The organism is Luteolibacter sp. Populi, from assembly GCF_040801775.1.
Taxonomy (GTDB): Bacteria; Verrucomicrobiota; Verrucomicrobiia; order Verrucomicrobiales; family Akkermansiaceae; genus Haloferula.
In genome coordinates this window covers 2,682,580-2,708,069 of sequence record NZ_CP161812.1, presented here as the reverse complement: position 1 = coordinate 2,708,069, position 25,490 = coordinate 2,682,580, and the positions used below count along the sequence as shown (strand labels likewise).

Sequence of the window (25,490 nt, the reverse complement as noted above, 5' to 3'; positions counted from 1 at the left end):
AGGGCGGCCCGTCTCGGGCCGCCCTAGCTGTCAGCCAGGAAGCAGCGCTTGATCTTCTGTGGAAAATAGCTACATTCTGTAGATATGGACACTGCGAAGATCTTCCAGCATGGCGGCAGTCAGGCGGTCCGTCTGCCGAAAGCTTTTCGATTCGAGGGTTTGGAGGTCGTGATCGAGAAGCGAGGCGACGAGGTAATCTTGAAACCGGTAGTAGTTTCTCATTTCCGCGACTTTGACGAGATCGCTGCCTACCTGGCGGAGAAGCATCCGGGGAAGAATGATTTTCCTGAGCCGCCCGCGCGTCCTTCACATCACGAGCGCCCAATCCCCGAAATCTGAGTTCCACCCGTGGTGAAGATTTCCTTCCTGTTGGACTCAAGCGCGTGCATCCCCGTCCTCAGGAATCAAGTTGGCTTGAAGGAGCATCTGCCCGACCCGACATTGACGGGGATTCCAGTGATTGTCGCCGCGGAGTTGTGGACCGGGGTGAAGAAGAACATCACGACGCACCCCCATCACGCGGGACGCCTGCAAACTTTCCTAGGCCTCTTCGCCCACGCAGAATTCACCATGGATGTCGCTCTTCACTATGCGGATGTCCGCGCCGACTTGGAGGCGAAGGGCACGCCTATCGGCCCGTTGGATCTTTTGATCGCCGCCCAAGCCCTCAGTCTGGATGCGACTTTGGTAACGAGCAACGCAGGCGAATTCCGCCGGGTGAAAGGGCTCAAATTGTTGGAATGGCGAAAACCATCCATTTGACCGCTCTCAAAGAATCGCCCCCGCCACATATGCCGCACCCTTCGGATACCGCTTCTCGATCGCGTGGATCTCCCTCTCGAAGTGCGTGATCTGCGCCCGAGCCGCCCCCGCATTGCTCTCTCCCTCCGCGACGATTCCCGCCAAGGCCGCGCGGTCCAGCGGGATCCTCTCGTCATTGGCCAGGCGCTCGACCAGGTCGTTCACCGTCGTCTTCCCGGCGCGCAGGTCGTTCACCGTCGCCACCGCGTGTTCCTTGATCGCCTTGTGCGCGGTTTCCCGGCCCACCCCGGCCTTCACGGCTTCCATCATGATCGTGGTCGTCATCAAGAAGGGCAGGTAATGCGCGTTCTCCTTTGCGATCACCGCCGGGTAGGCATCCATCTGGTCGAGCACGGTCAGGTAGGTCTCGAATAGCCCGTCGATGGCGAAGAAGGCATCCGGCAGCATCACGCGGCGGACCACCGAGCAGGAGACATCGCCCTCGTTCCACTGGTCGCCGGCGAGGCCGGAAGCCATCGTCAGGTAACCCTTGAGGATCACGTGGAAGCCGTTCACGCGCTCGCAGGAGCGGGAGTTCATCTTGTGCGGCATCGCGCTCGAGCCGGTCTGCCCCGGGGCGAAGCCCTCGCTGGCGGTCTCGTGGCCCGCCATCAGGCGCAGGGTCCGGCAGAAGGAAGAAGGCCCGCTGGCCAGATCGGTGAGCACCGACACCACCCGGAAATCCAAGGACCGCGGATAGACTTGGCCAACATTCGTCCACACGCAGGGCATGCCAAGATGGCCCACCACCCGCTTCTCCAGATCGGCCACTTGTTCGGCATCGCCATCGAAGAGCGAAAGCTGATCCATCTGTGTGCCCACCGCGCCCTTGAGACCCCGCACCGGGTAGCGCGCGATCACGTCCTCCAGCGCGTGGAAAGCGGACAGCATCTCCTCGCCGAACATCGCGATCCGCTTGCCGAGCGTGGTCGGCTGGGCCGCGACGTTGTGGGTCCGGGCGGTGATCACCAGATCGGCCCACTGCTCGGCGCGGCAGCGCAGGCGGTGCAGCACGGCCACCGACTTGTCGCGGATCGCCAGCAGCGAACGGTAAACCTGGAGTTGCTCGACGTTCTCCGTCAGATCCCGCGAGGTTAGGCCCTTGTGAATGTGCTCGTGCCCGGCGAGCCCGTTGAACTCCTCGATCCGCGCCTTCACATCGTGGCGCGTCACCCGCTCGCGGGCCATGATCGAAGCCGGATCGACCTTGTCCTTGGCTCTCTCGTAGGCGGCGATCGCTTCTTCCGGGATCTCCAGACCCAGGTCGCGCTGGGCCTTCATCACCGCGATCCAGAATTCGCGCTCCAGCACGATGCGGCCCTCCGCGGACCAGATGGCTTGCAGGGCGGGGGAGGCGTAGCGCTCGGCGAGGACGTTCGGAATCACGGCGGGGATGAAGCAGTCCCCCCGCAATCCCGTGCAAGGGCAAACTGAATAGCGGAAGGCAGTTCCCGCCCGCCGGGGTCCTCCGGCATTGCAGTCCGCGCCTTGAATGCGGAAGCTCGCCCCGCGGCGGAATCCATCGCGCGCCATCGCCCGATGAAAGAGGAAACGGTTCACGCGAAACCCGGCTGGGTCTTGTTCGGCGGTTGCATTCTGGCCTTCCTCGCCGCGGCGGTGAATGCGGATTTCATGCTCCGGGTGGGCGTCTCGGTCAGTCATTTGAGCGGCGATCTTTCCCGGATCGCCTCGCAAGCGGGTCGTGGTGCCGGGCACTGGTCCCGGGAGGCTGTGCTTCTGATTCTCACCGTTTCCGGCTTCGTCGGCGGAGCGGCCACGGCCGGATTCTTCATTCATCACCCGAATCTCCAGCTTGTCCGGCCCTACGGACGCTCGGTGATTTTCGTGGGACTGCTGCTGCTGGCTACCCATCCCGCGGGCCGGTATTCCGTGCCGCTCGCCTGCTTCATGGCCGCTTGGGCCTGTGGCATGCAGAACGCGCTGGCCACCCGCTACCGCGGCCTGATCCTCCGGACCACCCACATCACCGGCCTGCTCACGGATTTCGGGCAGTTGATCGGCATGCGCTTGCGGGGCCACCCGATCGAATCCTGGAAGATCACCACTCCCTTCGCCCTCGCCGCCTCCTTCGCGGCCGGAGCTGCCGCCGGTTCCGTGGTGAATCTCGCCACTTCCATTCCTGTGACCGTCGTTTGTGGCGCTCTCTATGTGACCGGGGGCGCGCTGTGGTCGGTGGCTAAACGCCGTCCACACCTTCCAGGCGGGTGACAGGATCATTTTCAAACGTGTTTGAAAATGGCGGAAGGATGGCGAAAGCTCCTGCGTAACCCCGCTCCGCCGATGAAATCCCGCACGCTCCTCGCCCTCGCCGCTCCTCTTGTTCTGTTAGGAGTCGCCTCGATGGCGGACCCGGTGACCGTCCCTGCGGCAAACCGAGCCCCCTTGGCCAAGGGCCATTTCATCGCACTACCGCTGGGCAGCGTGAAACCGCAGGGCTGGCTCCGCCACCAGCTCGAATTGCAGCGCGACGGGCTGACCGGCCACGCCGGCGAATTGTTGGAAGCCGTCAGCCCGGACAGCGCCTGGCGTGGCGGGAAAGGGGAGGGCTGGGAAAAGGGCCCCTATTATCTCAAGGGCCTGATCTCGCTGGCATGGGGCCTGGATGACAAGAAGCTGCAAGCCGAGGCGAAAGTCTGGGTGGACGCCATCCTCTCCAGCCAGCGCCCGGACGGCTTCTACGGCCCGAAGGACAACAACGATTGGTGGCCGCGGATGGTCGTGAACCACCTGCTCCGCGACTACCAGGAAGCCACCGGTGACGAGCGGGTGATCCCTTTCCTCACGAAGTACTACGCGCACATGAATTCCGCGCTCGATGGCCGACCTCTCCAAGATTGGGGCCGCGCCCGGGCCGGCGACGATATCGAAACGATCTTCTGGCTCTACAACCACGGCGGCGACGAATTCCTCCTGACGCTCTCCGACAAGCTCGCGAAGCAGGCCTACCCGTGGACCGACATCTTCACGAACAACCGCTTCATGGAATTCGGCGACGACTTCCAGACCAAGCACGCGGTCAACGTCCCGCAAGCGCTCAAGATGCCGGCCGTGTATTCCCTCCGCTCCGGCAAGGAGGAAGACAGCAAGGCTTACGCCGCGGGTGTGGCAAACCTCGACCGCGACCACGGCCTGGCGGTGGGCATCAATTCGGGCTCCGAGTTCCTCGCCGGGCCATCAACCACCCAGGGCATCGAGCTGTGCTCCATCGTCGAGCGCATGCTCAGTGATGCCTCGGCCTTGCGGGCGCTCGGCGATGCCAGTATCGGCGACAGCTTGGAGCGCATGGCCTTCAACGCGCTCCCCGGATCGCTCTCGGAAGACATCCACCAGCACGTCTACTACTGCCTTCCGAACAACGTGGCCGCAGTGCGGGTCTCGAAGGGCTTCAATCAGGACTATCCGAATGGCAATGTGCCCTCACCGATCTCCGGCTTCGCCTGCTGCTGCTATAACTTCCACATGGGCTGGCCGAAGTTCGTGCAGAACTCCTGGGCCGCCACGCCCGACAAGGGCCTTGCCCTACTGGCACTCGCCCCGACCGAGGTGACCGCGACCGTCGGCGATGGCGCGAAGGTGACGCTGCGGGCGGAGACGGATTACCCCTTTAACGACAGCATCCGCATCCACATCGCCACCCCGCGCGAAGTGAGCTTCCCGCTCTCCGTGCGGATTCCCGGCTGGTGCGATGCGGCCACGCTCTCCGTCAATGGCCAGCCCGAACTCGCGCCCAAGGCCGGGACCTTCGCGGTCGTCGATCGCAAATGGAAGCAGGGCGACGAGGTGATGCTCAAGCTGCCAATGAAGGTGCAGGTCCACCCCGGCGTGAAGGGCAGCGTCTCGGTGAGCCGCGGGCCGCTGGTGTACGCGCTAGGGATCAAGGAAGATCGCAAGAGCTACGCTAGGGAGCAGCCGGACTCGATCAACGCGGCCTGGGAGAAGAAGGGCTTCGATTCCTTCGAACTCCACCCACAATCGCCTTGGAATTACGGCCTGGTCCTGAATGCCGCGGACCCTTCCGCGTCCTTTGAAGTGAAGACCGCAGCCATGCCGGAGAATCCCTTCGCCCGCACGAAAACGCCGGTAACGATTATTGCCCGCGCCCAGAAGATCGATTGGTCGCTCGTGCCGAATGGCGCCGTCGCCTACGACCCGCCACTCTCGCCGGTGGCATCGAGCGCTGCGGAGGAGAAGATCACGCTGCTGCCCTTCGGAGCCGGGATGCTGCGGGTCACCAGCCTGCCGGTGATCGGGCCCCCGGCCCAGCCCGCGGAATCCTTCTCGGACCGCTTCAGCGAAGGGCACTTCAAGGATTGGGTGCTCTACGGCGGCGGCTGGTTTGTCCGGGACGCTGCCTTGCACGCGGCCTCGAACGCCCATTCGGGAAGCTTCGGCCTCGCCGGGGTCAAGGCGGTCGTGCCCTCCGCGGTCTTCGCGGATCTGGTCTATGATGCCAAGGTCACGGTGAACGACACGGGCGATGCCGGCCTGCTGTTCCGTGTCAGCCAGCCGGCGATCGGTCCGGACACCTACCGCGGCTACTATGCCGGGATTAGTTCGGAGAAGCAGGAACTGGTGCTGGGCAAGGCCGATAACAAATGGACGGCCCTCAAAACAGTGCCGCTCGAAGTAAAAGCCGGCCAAGCCTATCCGATCCGCATCGAGGCTGAAGGGAAAACCATCCGCATCTTCGTCGGTGACATGGACACACCGAAGATCGAACTCGAAGACGGCAGCTTCCGCGAAGGCTGCATCGGGGTCCGGCGCTACACCACCCGCCCCGAGAAGAACCCTGCGACCTTCTCCGCCATCAAGGCGAGCGGCATGTGATCCCGCGCCATCCGAACAATCCCTAACAGCCCGCCACCAAGGGTAAGTAGTCCCGCCTTCAGGCGGACGAAGCACCGGGATGGCTTTCCCAACCCTCAAGTCCCCGGCACGAAAGCCGCGCAGCGGCCTTGGACTGCTACCGCTTGCCGCAGCCTTTCGGCAGCTCGCTGCCGTGAAGCACCTAAAAGTCCCCATTCCTCCCTGCGCCCGGAATCGACCGCCAGGAGGTAGCGCGGCTCTCAGAGCCGCGGACATTGGCGTCCGCGTCCAATCGCAGCCGTCGCTTCACCCGAACTTCCCCCCCGACAACAGCAGCTCTGGAGAGCCGCACCACTTGGCACGGCAAACCAACTACTGCCCCTCAGGCTGCGCTGCCGTCTTCGGCACGATCTGCCAAACCTCGCAAATCTGATTCCGCTCCGGCACCCGCGACCCGAAGCGGTCCGTCTGTCCCAGATAGGCCGCCTGCACCCGCTGGCCGGGCTTCTTGGCCGCATCGAGCACCTGCGCGACCGCCGTTGCGCGGTCGGAGGAAAGCGTTCGGTTGCTGTCCACGTTACCGGTCTCCGAAGCGTATCCGATCACGATGATCAGCGCGTTGTCCGCAGCATCAGCTGGGAAATTACGAACGCGCTCGATGTCCGGCGGAGCAAGGTCGGAGGATCCGGTGGGGAAGGAGAGCTGCCCGAAGACGCTGGCGCCGAACTTCAGCCCGTATTGGCTATAGGCTTGGGTGATCTCGGAATCCGGCAGGTTCTCAAGCTGCCGCAGGCTGCGGAAGAGTTCCACCACTTCGCTGAAGAGCTGACCCTCGGTGGCGGCGAAAAGCGAGCCCTTCAAAACCCGTGCCTCCAACTCCGCCACCTGCGCCCGCAAGCGGTCACGTTCCCTGGTTAGCTCGGAGAGCATCGACTGAAGCTCCGCAGGCCCTTTCCCCAGCCGCTCGATCTCCTTCTGCAGCGCCACGATTGTCGCATTCGCCCGCTCCAACTGGTTGCGGGCGGTGCTGGCTGTGGAAGACTCGATCAGCGCCTGGTCCCGCTCCCTCTCCGCAATTGCGAGCCGGTCGCGCAGGGCGCTCTGCACCTGCAGCGCCTCGCTGAGCTCCTTCGCGGTTTGTGCGCGTTCCGCGTCCTTGTCGGCGATCAGGTCCTTCACGCCCTTCGAGAGCGCGACCAAGGTCGCGGCATCCTCGGTGATCCGCTTGGCGATGAGCTCCGCGGACTCCTTGGTGTCGCCGGTATAGAGCGGGGAGAGCCCGAGCTTCGCGCGATCCTGGTTGACGTTTTCCTGCATCAGCTGGAGGCGGGCCTTCATCTCGCGCAGTCCCGGATCCTCGGCGGAGGCGGAACTTTCGCCTCCCTTCTTCGGCTTCAGACCCATCGCGACCAACACCCCGAGCAGCACCACCACGACGAAGCCCAGGATCAGCACCGAGGCGGGCAAGGGCTTCGCGGCATTGCTCTCCGGCGCGGGTGCTTCCGGGGTGTTCAGAGGAGGCTCGGGATTCATGGACGCAAAGCTTGGCGATGAGTCGCGGAATGTCGAATCCGGAATAGGGCGGAAGTGCCAAGTAAGAAGTGCCAAGTTCCAAAGGAATCCCCCGTCCGAGGGCTGTTCCTTGTCACTTGGCCCTTTTCACTTGGCACTTCAAGCCCCGACCAGCCCCAGCAGCTCTGCGGGCTTGTGCACCAGGTGCTCCGGTGCCTCGGCCTTCAGGGACTCGGCGGAATTGAAGCCCCAGGTCACCGCCGCCATCGCCACGCCTGCCTTCTTGGCCGCCTTGATGTCGCGGATCTCGTCGCCCACATAGAGCATCGCCTCCGGCCGTTCCGAGAAGGTCTTGCAGATCGCCCGCAGGTGCTTCGATTTCCCCGTCAACTTCGAGGTGGAGGACACGAAGTCGAAAAGCTGGCGCAGCCCGTGGGCGCGCAGGAAAAGATCCACGTTTGCCGTCGCGTTCGAGGTCAGGATGCCGAAGCATTCCGCCCGTTCCCGCATCACCGGCAGGATCTCCGCGATCCCCGGGATCAGCGGCAGCTTGGTGATATTGCCACGCATCAGCGAAGTCCCGCGGGACAGCAGCGAGGGCACCTTGCGCTTCGGGATGTCCAGATGGCCGAGCAGCTCCAGTAGCGAGAACTTCCGCAGCGCCGGCAATTCCTCCGCAGTCACTTGGCGCAGGCGGTATTCAGGGGCCAGCACGTTGTAGATCCGGCGGCTCTCCTCCAGCGTATCGGCCAGAGTGCCGTCGAAATCGAATATGACCGTTCGGTAAGCCATCGGGTGAAGTGAACGAAACGAAAGTTAGATCGAATCAACACGCAAGGCCAGCCTGCGGAGAAGAGAAAAAGCGCTTTCTCGTCCAAGCCTCCCTGCAACCTCACTCCGCCAACCGCATATTCGGATCGATATCCCCATCCAAGGCCGAGCTCTCTCCATCAAAAGCCCGCAGCAGCCCCGCAAACCCGATCATCGCCGCGTTGTCCGTGCACAGTCCCGGCTCCGCCAGAGCCAACCGGATTCCCTCCCTCCCGCACGCTTCCGCGAAGGCGGCCCTCAGGGCCTTGTTCAAACTCACCCCGCCCGATAGCGCCACCACCTCGCGCCCGCTGTGGCGCGCCGCCTTGATCGTCTTCGTCACCAGCACCTCGATCACCGCTTCCTGAAAAGAGGCACACAGGTCCGCCAGTTCACCCGGCCGTGGCGTGCCCGTTTCCGGATTCCGCTGGGACAAAGTGTAGAGCACCGCCGTCTTCAGACCCGAGAAAGAGAAGTCGAAGCCCGGCTCCCTCATCATCGAGCGCGGGAAGGCGAAGGCATCGTTCCGCCCGTCGCGTGCCACCTTTTCGATCTCCGGGCCGCCGGGGTAGGGGAGTCCCAGCATCTTGCCGACCTTGTCGAATGCCTCGCCCGCCGCGTCATCCCGGGTCCCGCCCAGCTTCCGGTAGCTACCCGGTCCCGTCACGTCTAACAGAAGGGTGTGCCCTCCCGAAACGATCAGTCCCAGATGCGGCGGCACCACCCCCGTCCCCACGAAGGGCGAGAGCAAATGCCCCTCCAGATGATTCACCGCCAGGAAGGGCCTCCCCGTCGCCGCCGCCATCGCCTTCGCCGCCGTCGCCCCGATCAGCAGCGATGATGCAAGCCCCGGCCCCGAGGTCGCCGCAAAGGCATCGATCTCCCCGATCCCCACCTCCGCATGCGCCAGCGCCTGCTCCACCAGCGGCCTCAAGTGCAGCGAATGATTCCGCGATGCCACCTCCGGCACCACCCCGCCATACTGCCGGTGCAGCTCGATCTGCGAAGCGATCTCCGAAGCCAGGATCGACGCCGGCTCCCTCGGCTCACCGCGCAGGATCGCAACCGCCGTTTCGTCGCAAGAAGATTCAAGGGCCAGCAGGAGCATGGGAGTCAGAGGTAAACGTCGCGGCGATGGCCGATTTTGACCACGATCACGATCAGCTTGGCGTCCTGAATTTCGTAGATAATCCGGTAGTTCCCTTGCCGGACGCGGTAAGCTTCCATTCCCGACAGTTTGACGCAACCGGGAGGACGGGGATCTGCACGCAATGCTTCCATGCGCGCAAAAATCTTCCTCAGGTCTTCGCTTGGAATCTTCTTCAAGTCCTTCTCAACGGAAGGGCGGAGCAAGAGTTCAAATGCGGCCACTGGCTTTCAACTTCTTCAAAAGGCTCTCGTAGGAAATCGGCTTCTCGTTTTTGCGAGCTTCGATATCGGCAAGGTCGGAGAGATCCTCTGCCAGTGCATCCCGGACCGCCTGGTTGACAATTTCAGACAGGCTGGTCTCGCACTCTGCGGATTTGACCTTGAGGGCGCGGTGCAACTCCTCATCAAAATACACCGTAGCTCGTTTCATGTGGCCAATTTAACGTCATGACGTCTTAACGTCAATAAGCTCGCCCTACTTCTTTAACGCCGCCTTCATCCCCGGATCCTCCCATCCCTCCAAAAGCTTCGCCTCGTCCGCCGCCAGCGAACTCTTCCGATACGAAAGCTGCAGCTTCTCGCGGTCCGCATCCGTCATCTCCACCTTGATGTCCGGCGTGATCCCCTTGCCATGCGGCGTCTTTCCGGAAGGCGTGTGATACGTCGCAATCGTCAGGCGCAGCATCGTGCCGCCGCCCATCGGGATGATGTTCTGCACCGACCCCTTGCCATAGCTGGTCTCACCTACGATCACCGCGCGCTTCAAGTCCTGCAGCGCCCCCGAGGTCAGCTCGGAGGCCGAGGCCGACATCTTGTCGATCAGCACGCGGATCGGATACTCGCGCGTGCGGCGCTGCCGCTCCGGCGTCTTGAGCGGGTCCCCCTGCACCACTCCGCCGCGGCCCTGCGTCGTGACCACCGCGGTATCCGGCGGGACGAAGAAGCCGAGAATCTGCACCGTCTGATGGAGGTCGCCGCCCGGGTTTCCGCGCAGGTCCAGGATCAGGTGCTTCATCCCCTTGTCCTCCAGTTCATCCAGCGCCGCCTCCATCTCCCGCGCGCAATTCCCCATGAAGGAAGCCAACCGGATGTAACCCGTCGTCCCGTCTTCTAACAAACGCGCATCCGTCACCGCGCGGTCCTCCACCGCCATGTGCACCATCTCCACCGTGATCGGCTGCGATTGCGCCACCGACTTCACCTTCATCACCGTCTTCATTCCCGGCGGCTTGCGCAGGGAATCCAGCAGCGGTGAGAATTCCGGGACCGGCTTGCCATCCACCTCCTTGATTCCCGAGCCTGGCAGCAGCCCTGCCCGCGAGGCCGGTGAGCCAGGGCTCACGTTGGAAACATAGATCCCGTCATCCCGCAGCCCCAGCGTCAGCCCCAGCGATGGCAGGTAGGGATCGAGCTTCGGGTTCGCCTCCATCGCCCGTGCCATCTCCGGGTGAATGAAAGTGGAGAAAGGATCCAAGCTCGAAAGCATCCCTTCCAGCGCATGGTTCACCAGCCGGTCGTAGGCCACCTTGTCGGCATCCGGATGCCGCTGGCGGACCTGCTCCAGCACCTTCACGAAGCGCTCGATCGCCGGATAGGCCGCCTCGTCGGGATCGGGTGGCTTGGCCGCTTCATCAGCCAGGGCCGCCATCGGGAAGAGCAGGAGAAACAGCCAGCGCATGGCAATCAGCATGCGAAAGCCCGCCCACGGCAGGGAAGGCGGAAAATGGAAAGAGCGCGCCTCCGCGATTGCCTCCTCTTCCGTGTGGCGATTTTGCCCATTCTTTTGCTCAAAATCACAGTTTCGCAGCGGCAAGAGAAAGGTTCCTATAGGCGTAACACCCGCCGATGCCCAGCCGCCGAGATTTCCTCAAGCAAGCCAGCCTGCTCTCCGGCGGGCTCGGCGCGATGACCGCCATGCCGCCTTCCATCCTCAAGGCGCTAGGCATCGAGCCCGCGGCGGGCAGCACCTTTCTGGATGCCGAACACGTGGTGATCCTGATGCAGGAAAACCGCTCCTTCGACCACGCCTTCGGCACCCTGCGCGGTGTCCGCGGCTTCGACGATCCCCGCGCCATCACCATCCCCGGCGGCAATCCCGTCTGGCTCCAGACCGACGCGAAGGGCGACATCTACGCTCCCTTCGGCCTGAAGATCCACGAATCCAATTCCACCTGGCTGAGCTGCCTTCCCCACAGCCGCGGCGCGGAAGTCGCCGCCGGCAACCGCGGCAAGCACGACCGCTGGCTCACGGTCATGGAATCCGGCATCGATGCCTACGCCGCCATGCCTCTCACGCTCGGCTACTATGACCGTAGTGACATTCCCCTCTACCACGCCTTCGCCGACGCCTTCACCATCTGCGACCAGCACTTCTGCTCGCTCCAGACCAGCACCACGCCGAACCGCCTCTACCTGTGGAGCGGCACCAGCCGCGATCCGCGCGATCCCTCCGCCTTCGTCCTCCTGAGCAATAACGAGACCGACCACGATTCCCACATCGACTGGCTCACCTTCCCCGAGCGCCTCGAACAGCACGGCATCGAATGGAAAGTCTATCAGAACGAGATCGACCTGCCCACCGGCCTCTCCCCCGCCGCCGCGGCATGGCTCGGCAATTTCGGCGACAATCCACTGGAATACTTCTCCCAGTATCACGTGGAAATGTCGCCCGCGCGGACGGAATTCCTCCGCCAACGCCTGGCCAGCCTCCAGCAATTGCTTGAAAAAGCCCCCGCGGACGGCATCGCCCCCGAAGAACAGGCCACCCGCCTCGCGCAGATCCAGAGCCGCATCGAGGCGACCGCCGCCGAACTCGAGCGCTCCTCACCCGATCAATTCGCCCGCCTTTCCCCCCGCGAGCAACGCCTCCACCAAAAGGCCTTCACCGTAAACACCGGCGATCCCTTCTTTCGCGAACTCGCATCGATGCAGTACCTCGAGGGCGAGGAACTCCGCGAGGTCGGCGTCCCGCGGGGCGATGTCCTCCACCAGTTCCGGCAGGATGTCGATGGCGGCACTCTCCCCACCGTCTCCTGGCTGGTCGCGCCCGAGAATTTCTCCGATCACCCCTCCGCCCCCTGGTATGGGGCTTGGTATCTCGCGGAGGTGCTCGACATCCTGACCCGCGATCCGGAGGTCTGGAAGAAGACCATCTTCATCCTCACCTACGACGAAAACGACGGCTACTACGACCACATCCCGCCTTTCGTCGCCCCGCATCCGGACCAGCCCGGCAGCGGGGCCGCCTCGTCCGGTCTCGACACCCGCTTGGAGCATGATGAACACGGTCAACCCATCGGCCTCGGCTACCGCGTCCCGATGGTCATTGCCTCGCCTTGGACCCGCGGCGGCAACGTCTGCTCTCAGGTCTTCGACCACACCTCGGTGCTCCAATTCCTCGAAGTCTTCCTCAGCCAGAAGACCGGCAAGCCCGTCCGCGAAACCAACATCGGTCCGTGGCGCCGCGCCGTCTGCGGTGATCTCACCTCCGCCTTCCGTCCCCACCACGGCGGGCACGACCCCCACCCGCTTCCCGTCCCGCGTGATCTCTTCGTCGAAGGGATTCACCGTGCCAGCTTCATGGAAAATCCCTCCGGCTTCAGGAGCCTGAGCGAAGCAGAGATCCGCGAGGTCCGCGACAATCCCCTGACCTCGCTCCACCTTCCTAAGCAAGAACCCGGCACCCGTCCTTCCTGCGCTCTCCCCTACGAACTCCACGCGGAGGGCCGCCTGGACCGCGAGGCAAGCACCTTCGAAATCACCTTCGAATCCGCCAAGTCCGCCGGCGCTCCCTTCCAAGTCTACGCGCCGGGAATCACTTACCCGGACGACGCCGCCAGCTACACCGACGCCCCGCCTCCCTCCGAAGAATGCCGCCGCTGGTCCTTCGCCGTCCTTCCCGGCGGGAAACTCGGCTACTCCTGGCCCCTCGCCGTTTTCGATGGCGGCTACTATCACCTTCGTACTTACGGCCCGAATGGCTTCTACCGCGAATACACCGGTGACTCCGCCGACCCGCCACTCGAGATCGCATCCTCCTACTCCGGCGCGCAACTCGTCCTCCACCTCGCCAACCACGGCTCCACCCGCCTCGAAGCCGTCCTAACCGACCACGGCTACGGCACGCCAACCCAAACACTCATCCTCGCCCCCGGCGAAACCAGAACCCTCCCTCTCGACCTCTCCGCCAGTTCCCGCTGGTATGACCTCGGCCTCACCGTCACCGGCACCCCCCGCTTCTCTCGCCGCCACGCCGGCCGCGTCGAAAACGGCGAACACGGCACCAGCGATCCCCTCATTGGTCGCCTCAGCTCCCTGCCTTCGATCCTCCCGATCTCCGGCCCTTAGCGCCGGGTGTCTCACTACACCTTCTTCGGAAACTCCGGGCAAATTTCCGATCGCTCCAAGCTCCCGCTCGGCGAAAAGAAGTTCATCTGCCCGCTCTCCGCACACAGCCACACCTCTTTCGCCCCCGCATCGAAATACAGCTCCTTCTTCTCGTGGATCTCACTCCGGGTATTCGACGGCGAAAGCACCTCCACACAGATCTCCGGTGCCCGCAGCAAACAGGACCTGCCTTTGGATTCTTTCCAAATCTCAAGCGAGCACCAGGCAACATCCGCCGCTTTCACACCCTTGCGGGTCGAGATAGGACATTCCGAGACTACTTCTCCTTGAGCTGGGACACTCCAAAGCAAGCGGGAGATCTTTGATTGCTGGTTGCCATGACTGGGTGCGGGAGGAGGTGACATGATGATCTGCCCATGTTCATCGGTCTCGAAGCGATAAGCCATCGCCGCGAACTCCGGATTCGCCACGATTTTGTCCCACACCGCGAGATTGAACGCGGTGCGGTCGTGTTCCACCGCATCCCGCTCGGGCGCTTCGAGAACCGTACTCATGTCTCCAAGGTAACAGATGGAGCGGCGTTGGCAATCTCCCAAGTTCCGGAACTACGCCGCATCCTTGTCCGCCCGCTTCCTCCGCATCAACGGCGGCCTTTCCCCAAGCACCACCGGCCGGTTGATCGTGATTGCCTCGATGTTCCCTTGCGAAGGCACATCGTACATCACATCCAGCATCAGCCGCTCGAAGATCGAGCGCAGCGCCCGCGCACCCGTGCCGCGGCGCACAGCCTCCTCGGCCATCGCCCGCAGGGCATCGCGGGTTACCCGCAGCTTCACCGAGTTCAGCGCGAGCTGCTTGCCGTACTGCTTAACCAGCGCATTTTTCGGCTCGGTCAGGATCGTCACCAGCTCCTCTTCGGTCAGCTTGCGCAGCGCCGAGATCACCGGCAGCCGGCCGATGAATTCCGGGATCAGCCCGAAGTGCAAAAGATCTTCCGGCTCCGTCAGGTCCAGCACGTTGCCAGTGGTCGACTTCACCTCCGCCGCCCGACCGTGGAAGCCCAGCGTGCTGCGACCCATCCGGCGTTCGATGATACCTTCCAATCCCACGAAGGCCCCGCCGCAGATGAAGAGGATCTTCTCCGTATTCACCTGGATGTATTCCTGCTGCGGATGCTTGCGCCCGCCCTGCGGCGGCACGTTGCACACCGTCCCTTCCAAAATCTTCAGTAGCGCTTGCTGCACGCCTTCGCCCGATACATCACGCGTGATCGAGACATTGTCCGTCTTGCGGCCGATCTTGTCGATTTCGTCCACGTAGATGATCCCGCGCTCGGCCCGCTCGACATCGAAGTCGGACGCCTGCAGCAGCCGCAGGATGATGTTCTCCACGTCCTCGCCGACATAGCCGGCCTCCGTCAAAGTGGTCGCATCGACGATGCAGAAAGGCACATCGAGCAAGCGCGCCAGCGTCCGCGCCAGCAGCGTCTTGCCGGAACCGGTCGGCCCCAGCAGCAGCACGTTCGATTTCTCGATCTCCACCTCGCTGTATTCCTCCGCCAGCGATGGCTGGTCCTGGCGCAGCCGCTGGTAGTGATTGTACACCGCCACCGAGAGTACCTTCTTCGCGTGCTCCTGGCCGATCACGAACTCATCCAGCTTTCCGCGCAGCTCGGCGGGGGAGGGGACCCGCTTCACGTTCTGGTTCCGCCGGTTCTTCGCCGGCTTCGCCGCACTCTCGTTCAGCTCCTTGTCCAGGATGTTCGAGCACACCTCCACGCATTCGTTGCAGATGTAAACGCCGGGGCCGGCGATCAGCTTTTTGACCTCCGAGTGGCTTTTGCCACAGAAGGAACACATCGTGAGATTGGAAGCGCGTGCCATGGGATGCCGGGAATATAAAAAGCAGGCGTCGGGCCGATTAAGCCCGACGCCCTACAATAGCGGAAAACTTCTCAGGCGTCGTCCTTTTTTCCGTCATTTGCTTTCGCAAGCGCCGCAACAACGTCCGGGAGCTGCTTTCCGCTCTCCAGAACCTTGTCCACCAGACCGTAGGCCACGGCCTCCTCGCCGGACATGTAATTGTCCCGCTCCGAGTCCTTTTTGACCTCCTCGATCGTTTTGCCGCTGTGCTTGGCCAGGATGCCGTGCAGCCGGTTGTTCAGGCTGATCATGAAGCCGAAGGTCCGCTCCACGTCCAAGGCCGTGCCCGAGGCGCCGCCGGAGACCTGGTGGATCATTACGTGCGAATTCGGCAGGCAGAAGCGCTTGCCCTTGGTCCCCGCCGTCAGCAGCACCGAGCCCATCGAGGCCGCGATGCCGATGCAGTAGGTATTCACGTCGCAGGTCATGAACTGCATCGTGTCATACATCGCCAGGCCGGCCGTCACCGAGCCGCCCGGGCTGTTGATGTAAATGTGGATGTCCTTCTTCGGGTCCTGCATCTGCAGGAACAGAAGCTGGGCGATCACCGAGTTGGCGACGAAGTCGTCGATCGACGTGCCGATGAAAATGATGCGGTCCTTCAGCAGCCGCGAATAAATGTCGAAGGAGCGCTCGCCACGGCCGTCCTGTTCGACGACGACGGGCACGTAGTAGCTGTTGCGGGGTCCTCGCTCCGCCGGGATCATGTTCGTGAAATCACTCATCTGTGGTCGGTTCATCATCTGCGATTTCCTCGACGGTGGCGTGCTCCAGAACGAAGTCAATGGCCTTGCCCACCAGCATTGAGTTGCGGATGCCGGGAATCCGGCCGCCGCGTTGCAGGTCCTTGATGAACTTCTTCGGCGCCTGCTTCCGGGAGTTCGCGATCGCGACCAGCTGCTGGACCAGCTCGTTGTCGCTCACGGAGATGCCTTCGGTGCGGGCGATCTCCTGCAGGATGAAGTTGGTCTTGAGATTCGTGCGGGCCTGCTCGCCGGCCGTGGCGAAGATCTCGCCCTGCTGGGCGGTCAACTCGTCTTCGGTCATGCCGGACTTCACGCCGCGCTCCACCAGTGCGTCCGCCTGACCCTGCGTTTCATGACGCAGAAGGTCTTCCGGCAGTTCGAAATCGACCAGCGAATTGAAGTGCTCCACGATCTGGTTGACCTTGTAGTCATCGATCCGGCGGCGCTTCTCGACCTCGATCTGCTGCTTCGCCACCGCCTTGAGCTCTTCCAGGGTCTTACCCCCGGTTACCTTGGCGGCGAATTCGTCGTTCAGCTCCGGCAGCACCGCCTGCTTCAGGCCCTTCAGGGTCACGTGGAAGACCACTGCCTTGCCGCGCAGGTCGCTCAGCGGGAAATCTTCCGGAATCGTCAGCGGGATGTCCTTGCTGTCGTCCTTGCTCAGGCCCACCACCTCGGCGGCGAAGCCGGGCAGGAAGCTCGCCTCATCCAGCTTCAGCCAGAAGCCTTCGCGCCCGGCCAGATAGCCGGCGGACTTGCCCAGCGCTTCTTCCAGCGACTGGCCGTCCAGGGATGAGGTGAAATCGATCACCGCCAGGTCGCCGGTCTCGGCGGCGCGGCCTTCGATGTCGGAATAGTCGGCGAAGCGCTCGCGCAGGCCTTCAAGCTGGGCCTCCACTTCGGCATCGGTCACTTCCGTGGAGGGAGCCTTGACGGTGATTCCCTTGTAGTCCGGCAGCGCCACTTCCGGCGCCAGCGTCAGCGTCGCGTGGAAGCTCAGGCTGCCGTCGGCATTGTGATTGAGATTCTGCGGGATCCCGAAATTCAGCACCTTCAGGGCCTCCTGGCGCAGCGCCTCGTCATAGGCTTGGCGGACCAAGCGGTCGTCCAGTTCCTCGATGATCGCGCTCTGGAAGCGCTTCTCGATCACGTTCTTCGGAGCCTTGCCGGGACGGAAGCCGGGGATCTTCGCCTGGGCGGTATATCCGGATACGATTTTCGCCCGCTCGCTGCTCACGGTTGCGGAGGGGACTTCGACGCGCAGCGTGGCGAGGCAGTTCGGCTGCTTTTCAACGGTGATGTTCATGGCGGAAAGTACGGCGCGGGAAAGGGCTATGGCGCGCCGGGGGCGGGAAGCTAAGGGGGCCGCCCGCGCCTTGTCAAAGCGAAGTAGCGGGAGTTAGTCAGCCCAAGGTGGTCCGCACAGTTCAAAGGTGGTCCGCACAGTCCTCTGTGCGGCAGAATGGTCCCTTGAAGCCCGCCCTCAAGGGTAAGTAGTCCCGCCTTCAGGCGGACGAAGCCACCGTAAAAGCCCGCCAGCTCCCTCGGCACCACCGCCCCCGGAGTTCGGAGGCTTACCGCCGATCTTCGATCCGCAGGCTTGCGGAGGACGAGGCAGGGGAGATCCACCCCCTTGCTCGAAGCACTATATAGGCATCCGCGGCATCCCTCCCATCCGCGTTTTTCTTCCACTGATCACTGCTCACCCATCACTCGGCACTCTGACTTTACCCCGACATGCCCTTGTTTTCCGCCAATCCCCCTTGACGCACCCTGCCCCAAAAAGGTTCTATCAGCCCTGTCGCCAAGCACACATGGATATTTCACCCCTCCTTACTAATCGGGGCCTAGCCTCGGTAGCACGCCACTTCTTCTTGGCGGCGCTCGTCTTCCTCGGTTTTGCCGCCACCACGGCCAAGGCGCAGGACATCGAAGGCAAGAACGTCTCGGAGGTCGCCATCCGCTACGTCGGCCCGCCGAATGTCGACGAGGCACGCCTCCGCAGCTACATCTCCACCCGCGCCGGGGAGACCTACCGCAGCGAGAAGGTCGATAACGACATCAAGTCCCTCTACGAATCCGGCAACGTGGACGACGTCCGCGTCCTCGCCGAGCCCGCTGGTGAGTCGCTCAAGGTGATCTTCGAGGTCACCACCCGCGGCACCGTCGTCGAAGTCGGCTTCACCGGGAACTCCCCGAAATTCAGCGATACCAAGCTGGCCAAGGAATCCAAGCTCAAGGTCGGCGGTTCCCTCAGCGACGAGGCGATCCTTACCGCCAAGCGCAATCTGGAGACCTACTACCGCGGCTACGGCTACCCGGACGTCACCATCACCACCCGCACCCAGCCCAGCCAATCCGGCCAAGGCTACGCCCTGATCTTCATCATCGACGAAGGCGGCAAGAACGAGATCCGCGACATCCGCTTCGAGGGCAATACCAAGTTCGACACCCGCACCCTGCGCAAGCAGATGAAGGTCAAGGAAAAGGGCTGGTTCTCCTGGTTCACCAAGTCCGGTCGCTTCGAAGTCGACCAGCTCGATTCCGACGTCGCCGCCGTGCTCGATTACTACAAGACCCGCGGCTACCTCCGCGCCAGCAGCCCCGGCGTCCGCCGCGATCCCGTCGATGACGGCCGTGTCGACCTCGTGATCCCGATCAACGAAGGTGAGAAATACACCGTCGCCGGCGTCGGCTTCAGCCGCATCACGGTCTTCAAGCCGGAGGAACTCTACCCCGCCCTGACCCTGAACAGCGGCGATGGCTACTCCTCCAAGAAGATGCGCGCGGACATCAAGATGATCCGCAGCTACTACGGCTCCCGCGGCTATGCCGATGCCACCGTAGCCCCGGAGACCAAGGATGCCGGTCCGAACCAGGTCACCATCTTCTACCGCGTCACCGAAGGCTCCTTCTACCGCGTCGGCCGCGTCAATATCGAGGGTAACACCAAGACCAAGGACAAGGTCATCCGCCGCGAACTTCCCCTCAAGCCCGGCGACAACTTCAATACCGTCGAGCTCGAGACCGCCACCGCCCGCCTGAAGAACCTCCAATACTTCGAGGACAACATCCAGGTCGATGCCGCCCCCGGCCGCGGTGGCTACCGCGATATCAACGTGCTGGTGGAAGAAAAGCGCACCGGCTCGATCAGTGCCGGCGTGGGCTTCAGCTCGATCGATAGCATCGTCGGCTTCGTCAACCTGGAGCAGACCAACTTCGATCTCTTCAACCCGTGGTCCTTCACCGGTGGCGGCCAGCGCTTCGCCATGAACCTCCGCCTCGGTGCCGAGCGCACCGACTTCAGCGTCTCGCTCGTCGAGCCCTGGTTCATGGACCAGAAGTTGGCCCTCGGCGGCGAACTCTTCTACAAGGACTCGCAATACTATTCGGACTTCTACGAGCAGACCAACGCCGGTGCGGAAATCTTCGTCCGCAAGCCGCTCAGCGACAAGGCATCCTTCCGCGTCGGCTACCGCCTGGAGAATGTCTCCGTCGATCTGGAGTCTTCGGTTCGCACCCTTTCCGCGACGTCGGTAGGAAAGGGCGGTCCGCCCTCGCTGCTGCTTGGAGACGATGGCGACTTCCTCCGCAGCGCGCTCTCCGCGAACTACGTTTACGATAGCCGCGATGCCCTGATCGAAACCCGCAGCGGCCATAAAATCGACATCGGCGCGACCCTTGGCGGCACGATCCTCGGCGGCGATGTCGATATCTTCGGCCTCTCGATCCAAGGCGCGAAATACTGGAGCCTGCCCTGGGACTCGATCCTCTCGCTCAATGGTGAACTCGCCTTCGTCGATGCCACCAGCGGCGAGGTGCCGGTCTTCAACCGTGTCTTCCTCGGCGGCGGCCGCACCCTGCGCGGCTTCGAGTTCCGCGATGTCGGCCCGCGCGATCCGGTCACCGGTGAAGTTGTCGGCGGCCAGTCCCTCGGCTTCCTCTCCGCGGAATACACCGTCCCGGTCATCGATAACATCCGCGCGGCGATCTTCTACGACCTCGGCTTCGTCAATGAAGGCTCCTGGGATCCCAGCCCGAGCGACCTCTACTCCGACTTCGGTGTCGGCGTCCGCCTGAAGCTGCCAATCAGCCCCGTGCCGATCGCCCTCGACTACGCCTTCCCGATCGAAAGCCCGGACCCCGCCGCGGACAAGGACGGCCAGTTCAACTTCTACTTGAACTACCAATACTAAGACCGTCGATTGCCGGATACTTTCGAGAAAGGCCGCGGGAGACCGCGGCCTTTTTCTTTGGCCCGCCGACGCGCCAGCGCCCTGGGAGCGCGGAGGCACCCGCCCCGCAGAACGGTCACCCCGTCACCCATCCATGCGACACCCACAAATGCGACTGATGCCCAAACGGGGAAGGGGATAGCTTCCGGATAACGCGGCAGAACCAAGCCGCCGCGTGCAAACCCAAGCGTCCACTCCCCGATGAAAAAAGCCCTTCCCGCCACTGCGGCCCTCTGCCTCTCCTGCGCCCTCGCGAATGCCGCCGTCATCACCTGGCAAACTCCCACGAACATCGCCGGTGCCTCCGATGTCTCGGTCTCGGGCACCTACTATGGTTCCTGGGCCCCCTACAATGGCGACGCCCCGTCGACCCCCGTCAATGGCGTGAGCTTCCAAGGCTTCTCCGATCTCCCTTCGCTCGCCACGGCCTTCGACGATGGCGGCGGCTACTGGGGAACCTCCACCCCGGACGCCAACTACAACACCCTCCTGAAGTTCGGTGCCTATGCCTTCGGCACGGACAGCCGCACCATCTCCTGGAGCGGCATGACGCCAGGCAATACCTACCTCGTCCAACTCTGGATTTCCGATCCGCGCGACATCGACAATTCCCGCTCCGCCACCTTGTCCAGCGGCGTCGGCGACATCTCCGGCGTCCTCAACTACCCCGCCGATGGCACCGGTCCCGGCCAATACATCATCGGCACCTTCGTCGCCGGTGCCGGCGGCACCCAGTCGATCATCGTCGACCCCTCCCAGAACGGCGATCCCGATGCCGGCAGCGCCCAGGTCAATCTCTTCCAGGTCCGCGATCTCGGCGTCATCCCCGAGCCCTCGTCCATGGCCCTGTTAGGCCTCGGCACGCTCGGCCTCCTGCGCCGTCGCAGGCGCTAACTTCCATCACCTCCTCGGCAGGGCCGGCTGGCCCGGCGCGCGGGCATTTCATTCTTAGCGCCGGAGGTGCGTCGGAAATTAGTAACGGTCTTAAACCGCAAGAGGATTCTCCAATGATTTTGCCATGATGGCATTGAGGTGGATGAGCAGATGGCGCATCACCGCGACGATGGCAACCTTCGCGATCTTGCCTGCGTCGCGCAGGCGTTTGTAGAGGACCTTGAGCACGGCGTTGCGGCGGATGGCAACCAGCGCCGCCATGTAGAGGACCTTGCGGATCTGGCCGCGACCGTCCCGGATGAAGCGCTTGCCTTTGAACTTCCCGCTGTCGCGGTCGTAGGGGGCCACGCCCACCAGGGCCGCGATGGTGCCGCGGCCGACATGGCCGAGTTCGGGCAGGAAAGCCAGCAGCGTGCGCGAGGTCTGCGCGCCGACCCCGGAGACCGCCTGCATCAGGGCGTCTGCTTCCGCGAGATCCTTGTCGCCGGCGACGAGGGCGGCAGCCCTGGCATCAAGGGCGGCGATGTGTTTGGCAAAGGTTGCCGCGATGTTCTTGTGGATGCGGATGACGAGCTTGCAGGTGTGGTGTTCGGCGCGGTTGAGCTCGCGCTGCATCGAATCGATGAGCTCGGAGCGGGTGCGCATGACGTCGTCGAGTTCCTGGCGCACTTCGCTCTTGGGCTGCAACGGCAAGGGTTTGACCGAGGCGCCGAAGCGGCTGAGCAGGGCGGCATCGAGCGGGTCGCTCTTGGCATGGCGGCCGTGGGATCTGGCGAACTCGCGCACGCGCAGCGGCTGGACGATGCTCACGGGGATGGCCAGGGCCATGGCGGCGGTGGCAAGCGGGCGTTCGTAACCGGCGGTGGCCTCGCAGACGAGGTGGGCGGTGCCCGGGATGCGGGCGGCGGCCTTGAGCAGGGTGGCGATGCCCTTGGGATTGTTGCCGAAGCGGCGGATCTTGCCCTGAAGATCGGCGACGGGTTCGGCTTTGGCGACATCCACGCCGAGGTGGACGACGGGGGATTGTTCCGGTAGGTTCATGGGGTCGGTTCGTTCAGGCTTGTGATGCGAGCTCGTGCCGGGATTGCTCCTGCAACGGCTCATGTAACGGTTCGAACTGGCGATCCAATGACCCGCGACGGTCCTTACTAAGTTTCGGGCTTTTCCGTGAGGATGCCCGAGCCGGTGGACGGACTCGCCGCGGGCCGGGTGGCCGGGGAGCTAACCCGGCCACCCACTTGGACGCCTGGCGGCAATCAAGCACGCCGGACGGACAAAGCGAAGATACAAGCCGGTGGTGAAACCACCGGTTGGGTGCCACAACAGATTGCCGTCCCGGAGGGCCGGTGGAAGTGCGTACATCACCTATTGCATGCGCCGTCGGCGGAATTCACCGGGGCGGCCTGTATAACTTCCGCTTCTACCCCACCCTCACCCGACCCTTCCCCTCCACCGAAAACTCCTCCACTCTAAACCCCGCCTTCCCCACAAACCCCAAGGCCCGGAACCGCCCCGTCTCCCCATCCACCAACGGCGAGACACTCGTGATCACCCCCGCGTCCTTCCCCTCGGCGTTCAACAACACATCTCCTTCACTCACCCCCGCCTCCACCGAAAACCCCTCCAGTCTCCGGTTCACTTTCCCCGCGCTCTTGATCCGCGAAAGCACCTCCTGGCCGATGTAGCAGCCCTTGTGATAGGAGATCGCCTCACGGTCCAAGCCCGCCTCGGGCGGCAGCATCCCCGGAGTCAATTCCTTCCCCCAGGCCGGCACCTTCGCCGCAATCCGCCGGGCCTCGGCCTCGGCTTCGGATAACAAAGGAATCCCACAGAACTCCCCCGGCAGCAGCCACAGATCGTAACCCTCGGCACCCAGACGCTTCGACCTTCTAACAAGTTCCTCGGGCACCTGCGGGCAATCCACCACGTGCCACAGCTCCCATTCCGCGGAGACGTTCTCGATCTCCGCATCGTCCGAGATCAGGTAGCGTCCCAACCGCAGTTCGAGTTCCTCCTCCAGCTCACCCGGGCCCTCGACCCAGATCGACCCGTCGGCCCGGCCGAACACATGCACGAGCGCCTGCAGGCGACCCTTTGCATCGGTCACGCAGGCGGGCAGTGCGACATCCTGGTTCGCGGGCTCATTCAGACGCCGCACATCCTGGCTGACCTGGCCATTCAGGTAGCGCAGCGCATCCGGCCCGCTGACCATGAACAAGGCCCGCTGTCCCATCGGAAGGGCCTTGCTCATGCCTTCAGGTAGGGAGCTGCCAGAGCCGAGTAATCCTTCTCCGCCAGACCGTCTTCGCAGAGTTCGGCCATGCGCTCGGAGACCGCCTTGATCGCCGGGGTATCGAGGCCCGCCTCGTCCGCCAGCTCCAGCACGTAGCGGCTATCCTTGAGCATGTTCGCCAGCGAGAAATGGGTGTCGAAGTCGCCCTTCGCCATCGTCGGCAGCTTCATCGCCGCCAGCACCGAGCCGGAGGCATTCAGCGCGACCGCTTCGGTCAGGGCTTCCGGCGCGATCCCGTGGCTCGTCGCCGTCGCCAGCGCTTCGGCCAAGGCTTGCACCGTGCAGGCGGAGATCAGGTTGGTGACCAACTTCATGATCGTCGCCGTCCCGACCTCGCCGGTCCGCAGCACCGCCTTGCCGCTCTTCAGCAGCACCGGCTCGACCTTGTCGATCCACTCCTTCGGCCCGCCGGCGTAGTAAACCAGCCCGGCCCCCGCCGCGGCCTCGCGGCTGCCGGTGAAGGGGCAATCGAGAAACACGATCCCGCGCGCCTCACACTCCGCGGCCAGCCACTTCGTCGTCGCCAGGTCGATGGTCGAGTGATTCACGATCACCCGCTCCGCCTCCGGCAGCGCGAACAGCCGCAGTGCCACTTCCCGCACCGCCAGGGAATCCTTCAGGTAGAGCAGCACCAGGTTCGCGTCCTGCGCCGCCTCGGCCACGCTCGCGCGTTCACCGGGCAGACCCTTCGGCGTGCGGTTCCAGGTCGTCACCGGCCCGAGCCCCGCCTTGGCGAGATTCGTGGCTGCGCGCGATCCGATGATGCCCAGGCCGAGCACCGCGATCTTCCAATCGGGCGAACTCATTGCTCTTGGCGCTGCAGTGCCAGCTCGACCAGCTTGGTGGCCTGCTTGTGAATCTCCGTCATCCGCTCCTTGGTCGCGGGATTGCCGTCCACCACCATCTCGCGGCTCAGGCCGGCCAGCAGATCCCGCATCGCCACGAAGTTCGGGCGCTCGGAAATCCGCGGCTCCAAGCTGGTGACGATGGATGAGTAGTAGTCCGCGATGTCCTCGCGCATGACCTGCTTGGCCCGCTCTTCGCTGAACTGCACCTCCACCGCGCCGGAGGACACCTGCAGTGCCCGGATCCAGCCGCCGAGGGAAATGAGGTGCGCCAGATCCGGATCGCGCAGCGCGACCAGCTCCAGCTCCACGTCCTTCTGGGTCGCCGCCAGCTCCTTCTTGAGCTGCGGCACGTCCTGCTTGCGCGCGCTTTCCAGCAGGCTAGCCGCGTGGCGGTTGACCTTCTCGCCCGCGCCCAGCGCCTTGCCGTAGCGGGTCAGGTCCGCGGCCATCGGCTCGACCTTGGTCAGCTCGCCCGCCTGCACCACCAGGAAGCCGTCCGCGATCAGGAAGCCCAGCTCCACCGCCAGATCCGCGCGGTTCAGCGGCATCTTGGACGTCACGTCGCGCTGGTATTTCAGCATCGGCAGCGGTGCCAGTGCCTCCAGCGACTCGAAAATCTTGGCAATCGAGGGCGCAGTGAACTCGTTCACCGCCAGTTCCTCGCGCACATGCTCGTCCTCAAGCAAATCCGCCGGGATCGCGGCCTTGCCCTCCTTCTCCTCCTGCCCGTAAGCCGGAACCCCCACCAAGGCGGCTCCCGCAACGGCCACCAGCACCAGACGCATCAGTGTCACGGAAATCACCCTGCCATAAAAACCCAAAAATCGCAACCGCCAATCCCGCGCACCACCACCCCATCCCCTCAACCGGGACACCCCCCATCCCCCGAAACGGGGCAGCACCCGTCCCCCGAAACGGGGCAGCACCCGTCCCCCAAAACGGGGCACAAAGGTTCCCCCCTTAAGGTTCCCCCCACTAAGGTACTCCCCTGGAGGTGTACACCAGCATCGACGAATCCTCCCAAGCCATCAGGAAAGAGCAAAAGCAAGACCGGCAGCGCGTTCGCGAGTTGCCGTGTCACAATTACCCGAACGCCTCTCTCCACG

At 63.6% G+C, this 25,490-nt stretch carries 22 protein-coding genes; 7 read left to right on the top strand and 15 right to left on the bottom strand.

Annotated features, from left to right (window positions below; translation table 11 throughout):
* Positions 1-84: 84 nt before the first annotated feature.
* Positions 85-339 (top strand): antitoxin, encoded by a 255-nt coding sequence (locus ABWK72_RS10805; protein WP_367874802.1) that lies wholly within the window; start codon positions 85-87, stop codon positions 337-339.
* Positions 340-351: 12 nt separating this feature from the next.
* Positions 352-762, top strand: coding sequence for a PIN domain-containing protein (locus ABWK72_RS10800; protein WP_367874801.1), 411 nt, complete (start codon positions 352-354; stop codon positions 760-762).
* 6 nt (positions 763-768) lie between these two features.
* Here the strand turns inward: ABWK72_RS10800 and purB are convergent, their stop codons facing one another.
* On the bottom strand, positions 769-2,187 hold the full coding sequence (purB, locus tag ABWK72_RS10795) for an adenylosuccinate lyase (protein ID WP_367874800.1): 1,419 nt from the start codon (positions 2,185-2,187) through the stop codon (positions 769-771).
* A 153-nt stretch (positions 2,188-2,340) separates the two neighbouring features.
* Between purB and ABWK72_RS10790 the strand changes: the two genes are divergently transcribed.
* Both ABWK72_RS10790 and ABWK72_RS10785 read left to right on the top strand, forming a co-directional pair.
* A complete protein-coding gene (locus ABWK72_RS10790; protein ID WP_367874799.1) occupies positions 2,341-3,030 on the top strand; it encodes a YoaK family protein in 690 nt (229 codons plus the stop codon).
* Between the two features lie 72 nt (positions 3,031-3,102).
* A complete protein-coding gene (locus tag ABWK72_RS10785; protein ID WP_367874798.1) occupies positions 3,103-5,649 on the top strand; it encodes a beta-L-arabinofuranosidase domain-containing protein in 2,547 nt (848 codons plus the stop codon).
* A gap of 351 nt (positions 5,650-6,000) precedes the next feature.
* Here ABWK72_RS10785 and ABWK72_RS10780 read toward each other — a convergent pair whose 3' ends face one another.
* From ABWK72_RS10780 to ABWK72_RS10755, 6 genes are all read right to left on the bottom strand, one after another.
* A complete protein-coding gene (locus ABWK72_RS10780; RefSeq protein WP_367874797.1) occupies positions 6,001-7,161 on the bottom strand; it encodes an OmpA family protein in 1,161 nt (386 codons plus the stop codon).
* Positions 7,162-7,299: 138 nt separating this feature from the next.
* A complete protein-coding gene (locus ABWK72_RS10775) occupies positions 7,300-7,932 on the bottom strand; it encodes an HAD-IA family hydrolase (RefSeq protein WP_367874796.1) in 633 nt (210 codons plus the stop codon).
* Between the two features lie 100 nt (positions 7,933-8,032).
* Positions 8,033-9,058: a tRNA (adenosine(37)-N6)-threonylcarbamoyltransferase complex transferase subunit TsaD gene (tsaD, locus tag ABWK72_RS10770; protein ID WP_367874795.1), complete on the bottom strand. Its 1,026-nt coding sequence runs from the start codon at positions 9,056-9,058 to the stop codon at positions 8,033-8,035.
* Between the two features lie 5 nt (positions 9,059-9,063).
* Entirely contained in the window at positions 9,064-9,321 is a 258-nt protein-coding gene (locus tag ABWK72_RS10765) for a type II toxin-antitoxin system RelE/ParE family toxin (RefSeq protein WP_367874794.1), read from the bottom strand.
* On the bottom strand, positions 9,308-9,529 hold the full coding sequence (locus ABWK72_RS10760) for a plasmid partition protein ParG (protein ID WP_367874793.1): 222 nt from the start codon (positions 9,527-9,529) through the stop codon (positions 9,308-9,310). Before ABWK72_RS10760 ends, ABWK72_RS10765 begins: the two co-directional genes overlap by 14 nt.
* A gap of 45 nt (positions 9,530-9,574) precedes the next feature.
* Positions 9,575-10,777: a S41 family peptidase gene (locus tag ABWK72_RS10755; protein WP_367874792.1), complete on the bottom strand. Its 1,203-nt coding sequence runs from the start codon at positions 10,775-10,777 to the stop codon at positions 9,575-9,577.
* 167 nt (positions 10,778-10,944) lie between these two features.
* Between ABWK72_RS10755 and ABWK72_RS10750 the strand changes: the two genes are divergently transcribed.
* The gene (locus ABWK72_RS10750; RefSeq protein ID WP_367874791.1) at positions 10,945-13,446 is read left to right on the top strand and encodes a phosphocholine-specific phospholipase C; all 2,502 of its coding nucleotides are present in this window, start codon (positions 10,945-10,947) and stop codon (positions 13,444-13,446) included.
* 14 nt (positions 13,447-13,460) lie between these two features.
* Here the strand turns inward: ABWK72_RS10750 and ABWK72_RS10745 are convergent, their stop codons facing one another.
* The 4 genes from ABWK72_RS10745 to tig all read right to left on the bottom strand — a co-directional run bounded on the left by ABWK72_RS10745 (position 13,461) and on the right by tig (position 17,420).
* A complete protein-coding gene (locus ABWK72_RS10745; protein WP_367874790.1) occupies positions 13,461-14,000 on the bottom strand; it encodes a Uma2 family endonuclease in 540 nt (179 codons plus the stop codon).
* A 51-nt stretch (positions 14,001-14,051) separates the two neighbouring features.
* Positions 14,052-15,329: an ATP-dependent Clp protease ATP-binding subunit ClpX gene (gene clpX / locus ABWK72_RS10740; RefSeq protein ID WP_367874789.1), complete on the bottom strand. Its 1,278-nt coding sequence runs from the start codon at positions 15,327-15,329 to the stop codon at positions 14,052-14,054.
* A 71-nt stretch (positions 15,330-15,400) separates the two neighbouring features.
* The gene (locus ABWK72_RS10735) at positions 15,401-16,093 is read right to left on the bottom strand and encodes an ATP-dependent Clp protease proteolytic subunit (protein ID WP_367874788.1); all 693 of its coding nucleotides are present in this window, start codon (positions 16,091-16,093) and stop codon (positions 15,401-15,403) included.
* Positions 16,086-17,420 carry a trigger factor gene (gene tig / locus ABWK72_RS10730; RefSeq protein ID WP_367874787.1) on the bottom strand — a complete coding sequence of 445 codons (1,335 nt, stop codon included), beginning with the start codon at positions 17,418-17,420 and terminating at the stop codon, positions 16,086-16,088. The genes ABWK72_RS10735 and tig overlap by 8 nt, the downstream gene beginning before the upstream one ends.
* Before the next feature lie 508 nt (positions 17,421-17,928).
* Between tig and bamA the strand changes: the two genes are divergently transcribed.
* Both bamA and ABWK72_RS10720 read left to right on the top strand, forming a co-directional pair.
* Positions 17,929-20,310 (top strand): outer membrane protein assembly factor BamA, encoded by a 2,382-nt coding sequence (gene bamA / locus ABWK72_RS10725; RefSeq protein WP_367874786.1) that lies wholly within the window; start codon positions 17,929-17,931, stop codon positions 20,308-20,310.
* A 240-nt stretch (positions 20,311-20,550) separates the two neighbouring features.
* Positions 20,551-21,243 (top strand): PEP-CTERM sorting domain-containing protein, encoded by a 693-nt coding sequence (locus ABWK72_RS10720; RefSeq protein WP_367874785.1) that lies wholly within the window; start codon positions 20,551-20,553, stop codon positions 21,241-21,243.
* Positions 21,244-21,333: 90 nt separating this feature from the next.
* Here ABWK72_RS10720 and ABWK72_RS10715 read toward each other — a convergent pair whose 3' ends face one another.
* The 4 genes from ABWK72_RS10715 to ABWK72_RS10700 form a co-directional block, all read right to left on the bottom strand.
* Positions 21,334-22,284, bottom strand: coding sequence for an IS110 family transposase (locus tag ABWK72_RS10715; protein ID WP_367874784.1), 951 nt, complete (start codon positions 22,282-22,284; stop codon positions 21,334-21,336).
* A 379-nt stretch (positions 22,285-22,663) separates the two neighbouring features.
* Positions 22,664-23,494 (bottom strand): folate-binding protein YgfZ, encoded by an 831-nt coding sequence (locus tag ABWK72_RS10710; RefSeq protein ID WP_367874783.1) that lies wholly within the window; start codon positions 23,492-23,494, stop codon positions 22,664-22,666.
* Complete coding sequence (locus ABWK72_RS10705; protein ID WP_367874782.1) at positions 23,491-24,342, bottom strand: NAD(P)-dependent oxidoreductase; 852 nt, start codon at positions 24,340-24,342, stop codon at positions 23,491-23,493. Before ABWK72_RS10705 ends, ABWK72_RS10710 begins: the two co-directional genes overlap by 4 nt.
* The gene (locus ABWK72_RS10700; protein WP_367874781.1) at positions 24,339-25,187 is read right to left on the bottom strand and encodes a hypothetical protein; all 849 of its coding nucleotides are present in this window, start codon (positions 25,185-25,187) and stop codon (positions 24,339-24,341) included. The genes ABWK72_RS10705 and ABWK72_RS10700 overlap by 4 nt, the downstream gene beginning before the upstream one ends.
* Positions 25,188-25,490: the final 303 nt, after the last annotated feature.

Bases quoted from the DNA above. Each gene is read 5' to 3' on its own strand.
- ABWK72_RS10805 (WP_367874802.1), top strand. From the start codon at position 85: ATGGACACTGCGAAGATCTTCCAGCATGGCGGCAGTCAGGCGGTCCGT.
- ABWK72_RS10790 (WP_367874799.1), top strand. From the start codon at position 2,341: ATGAAAGAGGAAACGGTTCACGCGAAACCCGGCTGGGTCTTGTTCGGC.
- ABWK72_RS10785 (WP_367874798.1), top strand. From the start codon at position 3,103: ATGAAATCCCGCACGCTCCTCGCCCTCGCCGCTCCTCTTGTTCTGTTA.
- ABWK72_RS10780 (WP_367874797.1), bottom strand. From the start codon at position 7,161: ATGAATCCCGAGCCTCCTCTGAACACCCCGGAAGCACCCGCGCCGGAG.
- ABWK72_RS10775 (WP_367874796.1), bottom strand. From the start codon at position 7,932: ATGGCTTACCGAACGGTCATATTCGATTTCGACGGCACTCTGGCCGAT.
- tsaD (WP_367874795.1), bottom strand. From the start codon at position 9,058: ATGCTCCTGCTGGCCCTTGAATCTTCTTGCGACGAAACGGCGGTTGCG.
- ABWK72_RS10760 (WP_367874793.1), bottom strand. From the start codon at position 9,529: ATGAAACGAGCTACGGTGTATTTTGATGAGGAGTTGCACCGCGCCCTC.
- ABWK72_RS10755 (WP_367874792.1), bottom strand. From the start codon at position 10,777: ATGCGCTGGCTGTTTCTCCTGCTCTTCCCGATGGCGGCCCTGGCTGAT.
- ABWK72_RS10750 (WP_367874791.1), top strand. From the start codon at position 10,945: ATGCCCAGCCGCCGAGATTTCCTCAAGCAAGCCAGCCTGCTCTCCGGC.
- ABWK72_RS10745 (WP_367874790.1), bottom strand. From the start codon at position 14,000: ATGAGTACGGTTCTCGAAGCGCCCGAGCGGGATGCGGTGGAACACGAC.
- clpX (WP_367874789.1), bottom strand. From the start codon at position 15,329: ATGGCACGCGCTTCCAATCTCACGATGTGTTCCTTCTGTGGCAAAAGC.
- ABWK72_RS10735 (WP_367874788.1), bottom strand. From the start codon at position 16,093: ATGAGTGATTTCACGAACATGATCCCGGCGGAGCGAGGACCCCGCAAC.
- tig (WP_367874787.1), bottom strand. From the start codon at position 17,420: ATGAACATCACCGTTGAAAAGCAGCCGAACTGCCTCGCCACGCTGCGC.
- bamA (WP_367874786.1), top strand. From the start codon at position 17,929: ATGGATATTTCACCCCTCCTTACTAATCGGGGCCTAGCCTCGGTAGCA.
- ABWK72_RS10720 (WP_367874785.1), top strand. From the start codon at position 20,551: ATGAAAAAAGCCCTTCCCGCCACTGCGGCCCTCTGCCTCTCCTGCGCC.
- ABWK72_RS10715 (WP_367874784.1), bottom strand. From the start codon at position 22,284: ATGAACCTACCGGAACAATCCCCCGTCGTCCACCTCGGCGTGGATGTC.
- ABWK72_RS10710 (WP_367874783.1), bottom strand. From the start codon at position 23,494: ATGAGCAAGGCCCTTCCGATGGGACAGCGGGCCTTGTTCATGGTCAGC.
- ABWK72_RS10705 (WP_367874782.1), bottom strand. From the start codon at position 24,342: ATGAGTTCGCCCGATTGGAAGATCGCGGTGCTCGGCCTGGGCATCATC.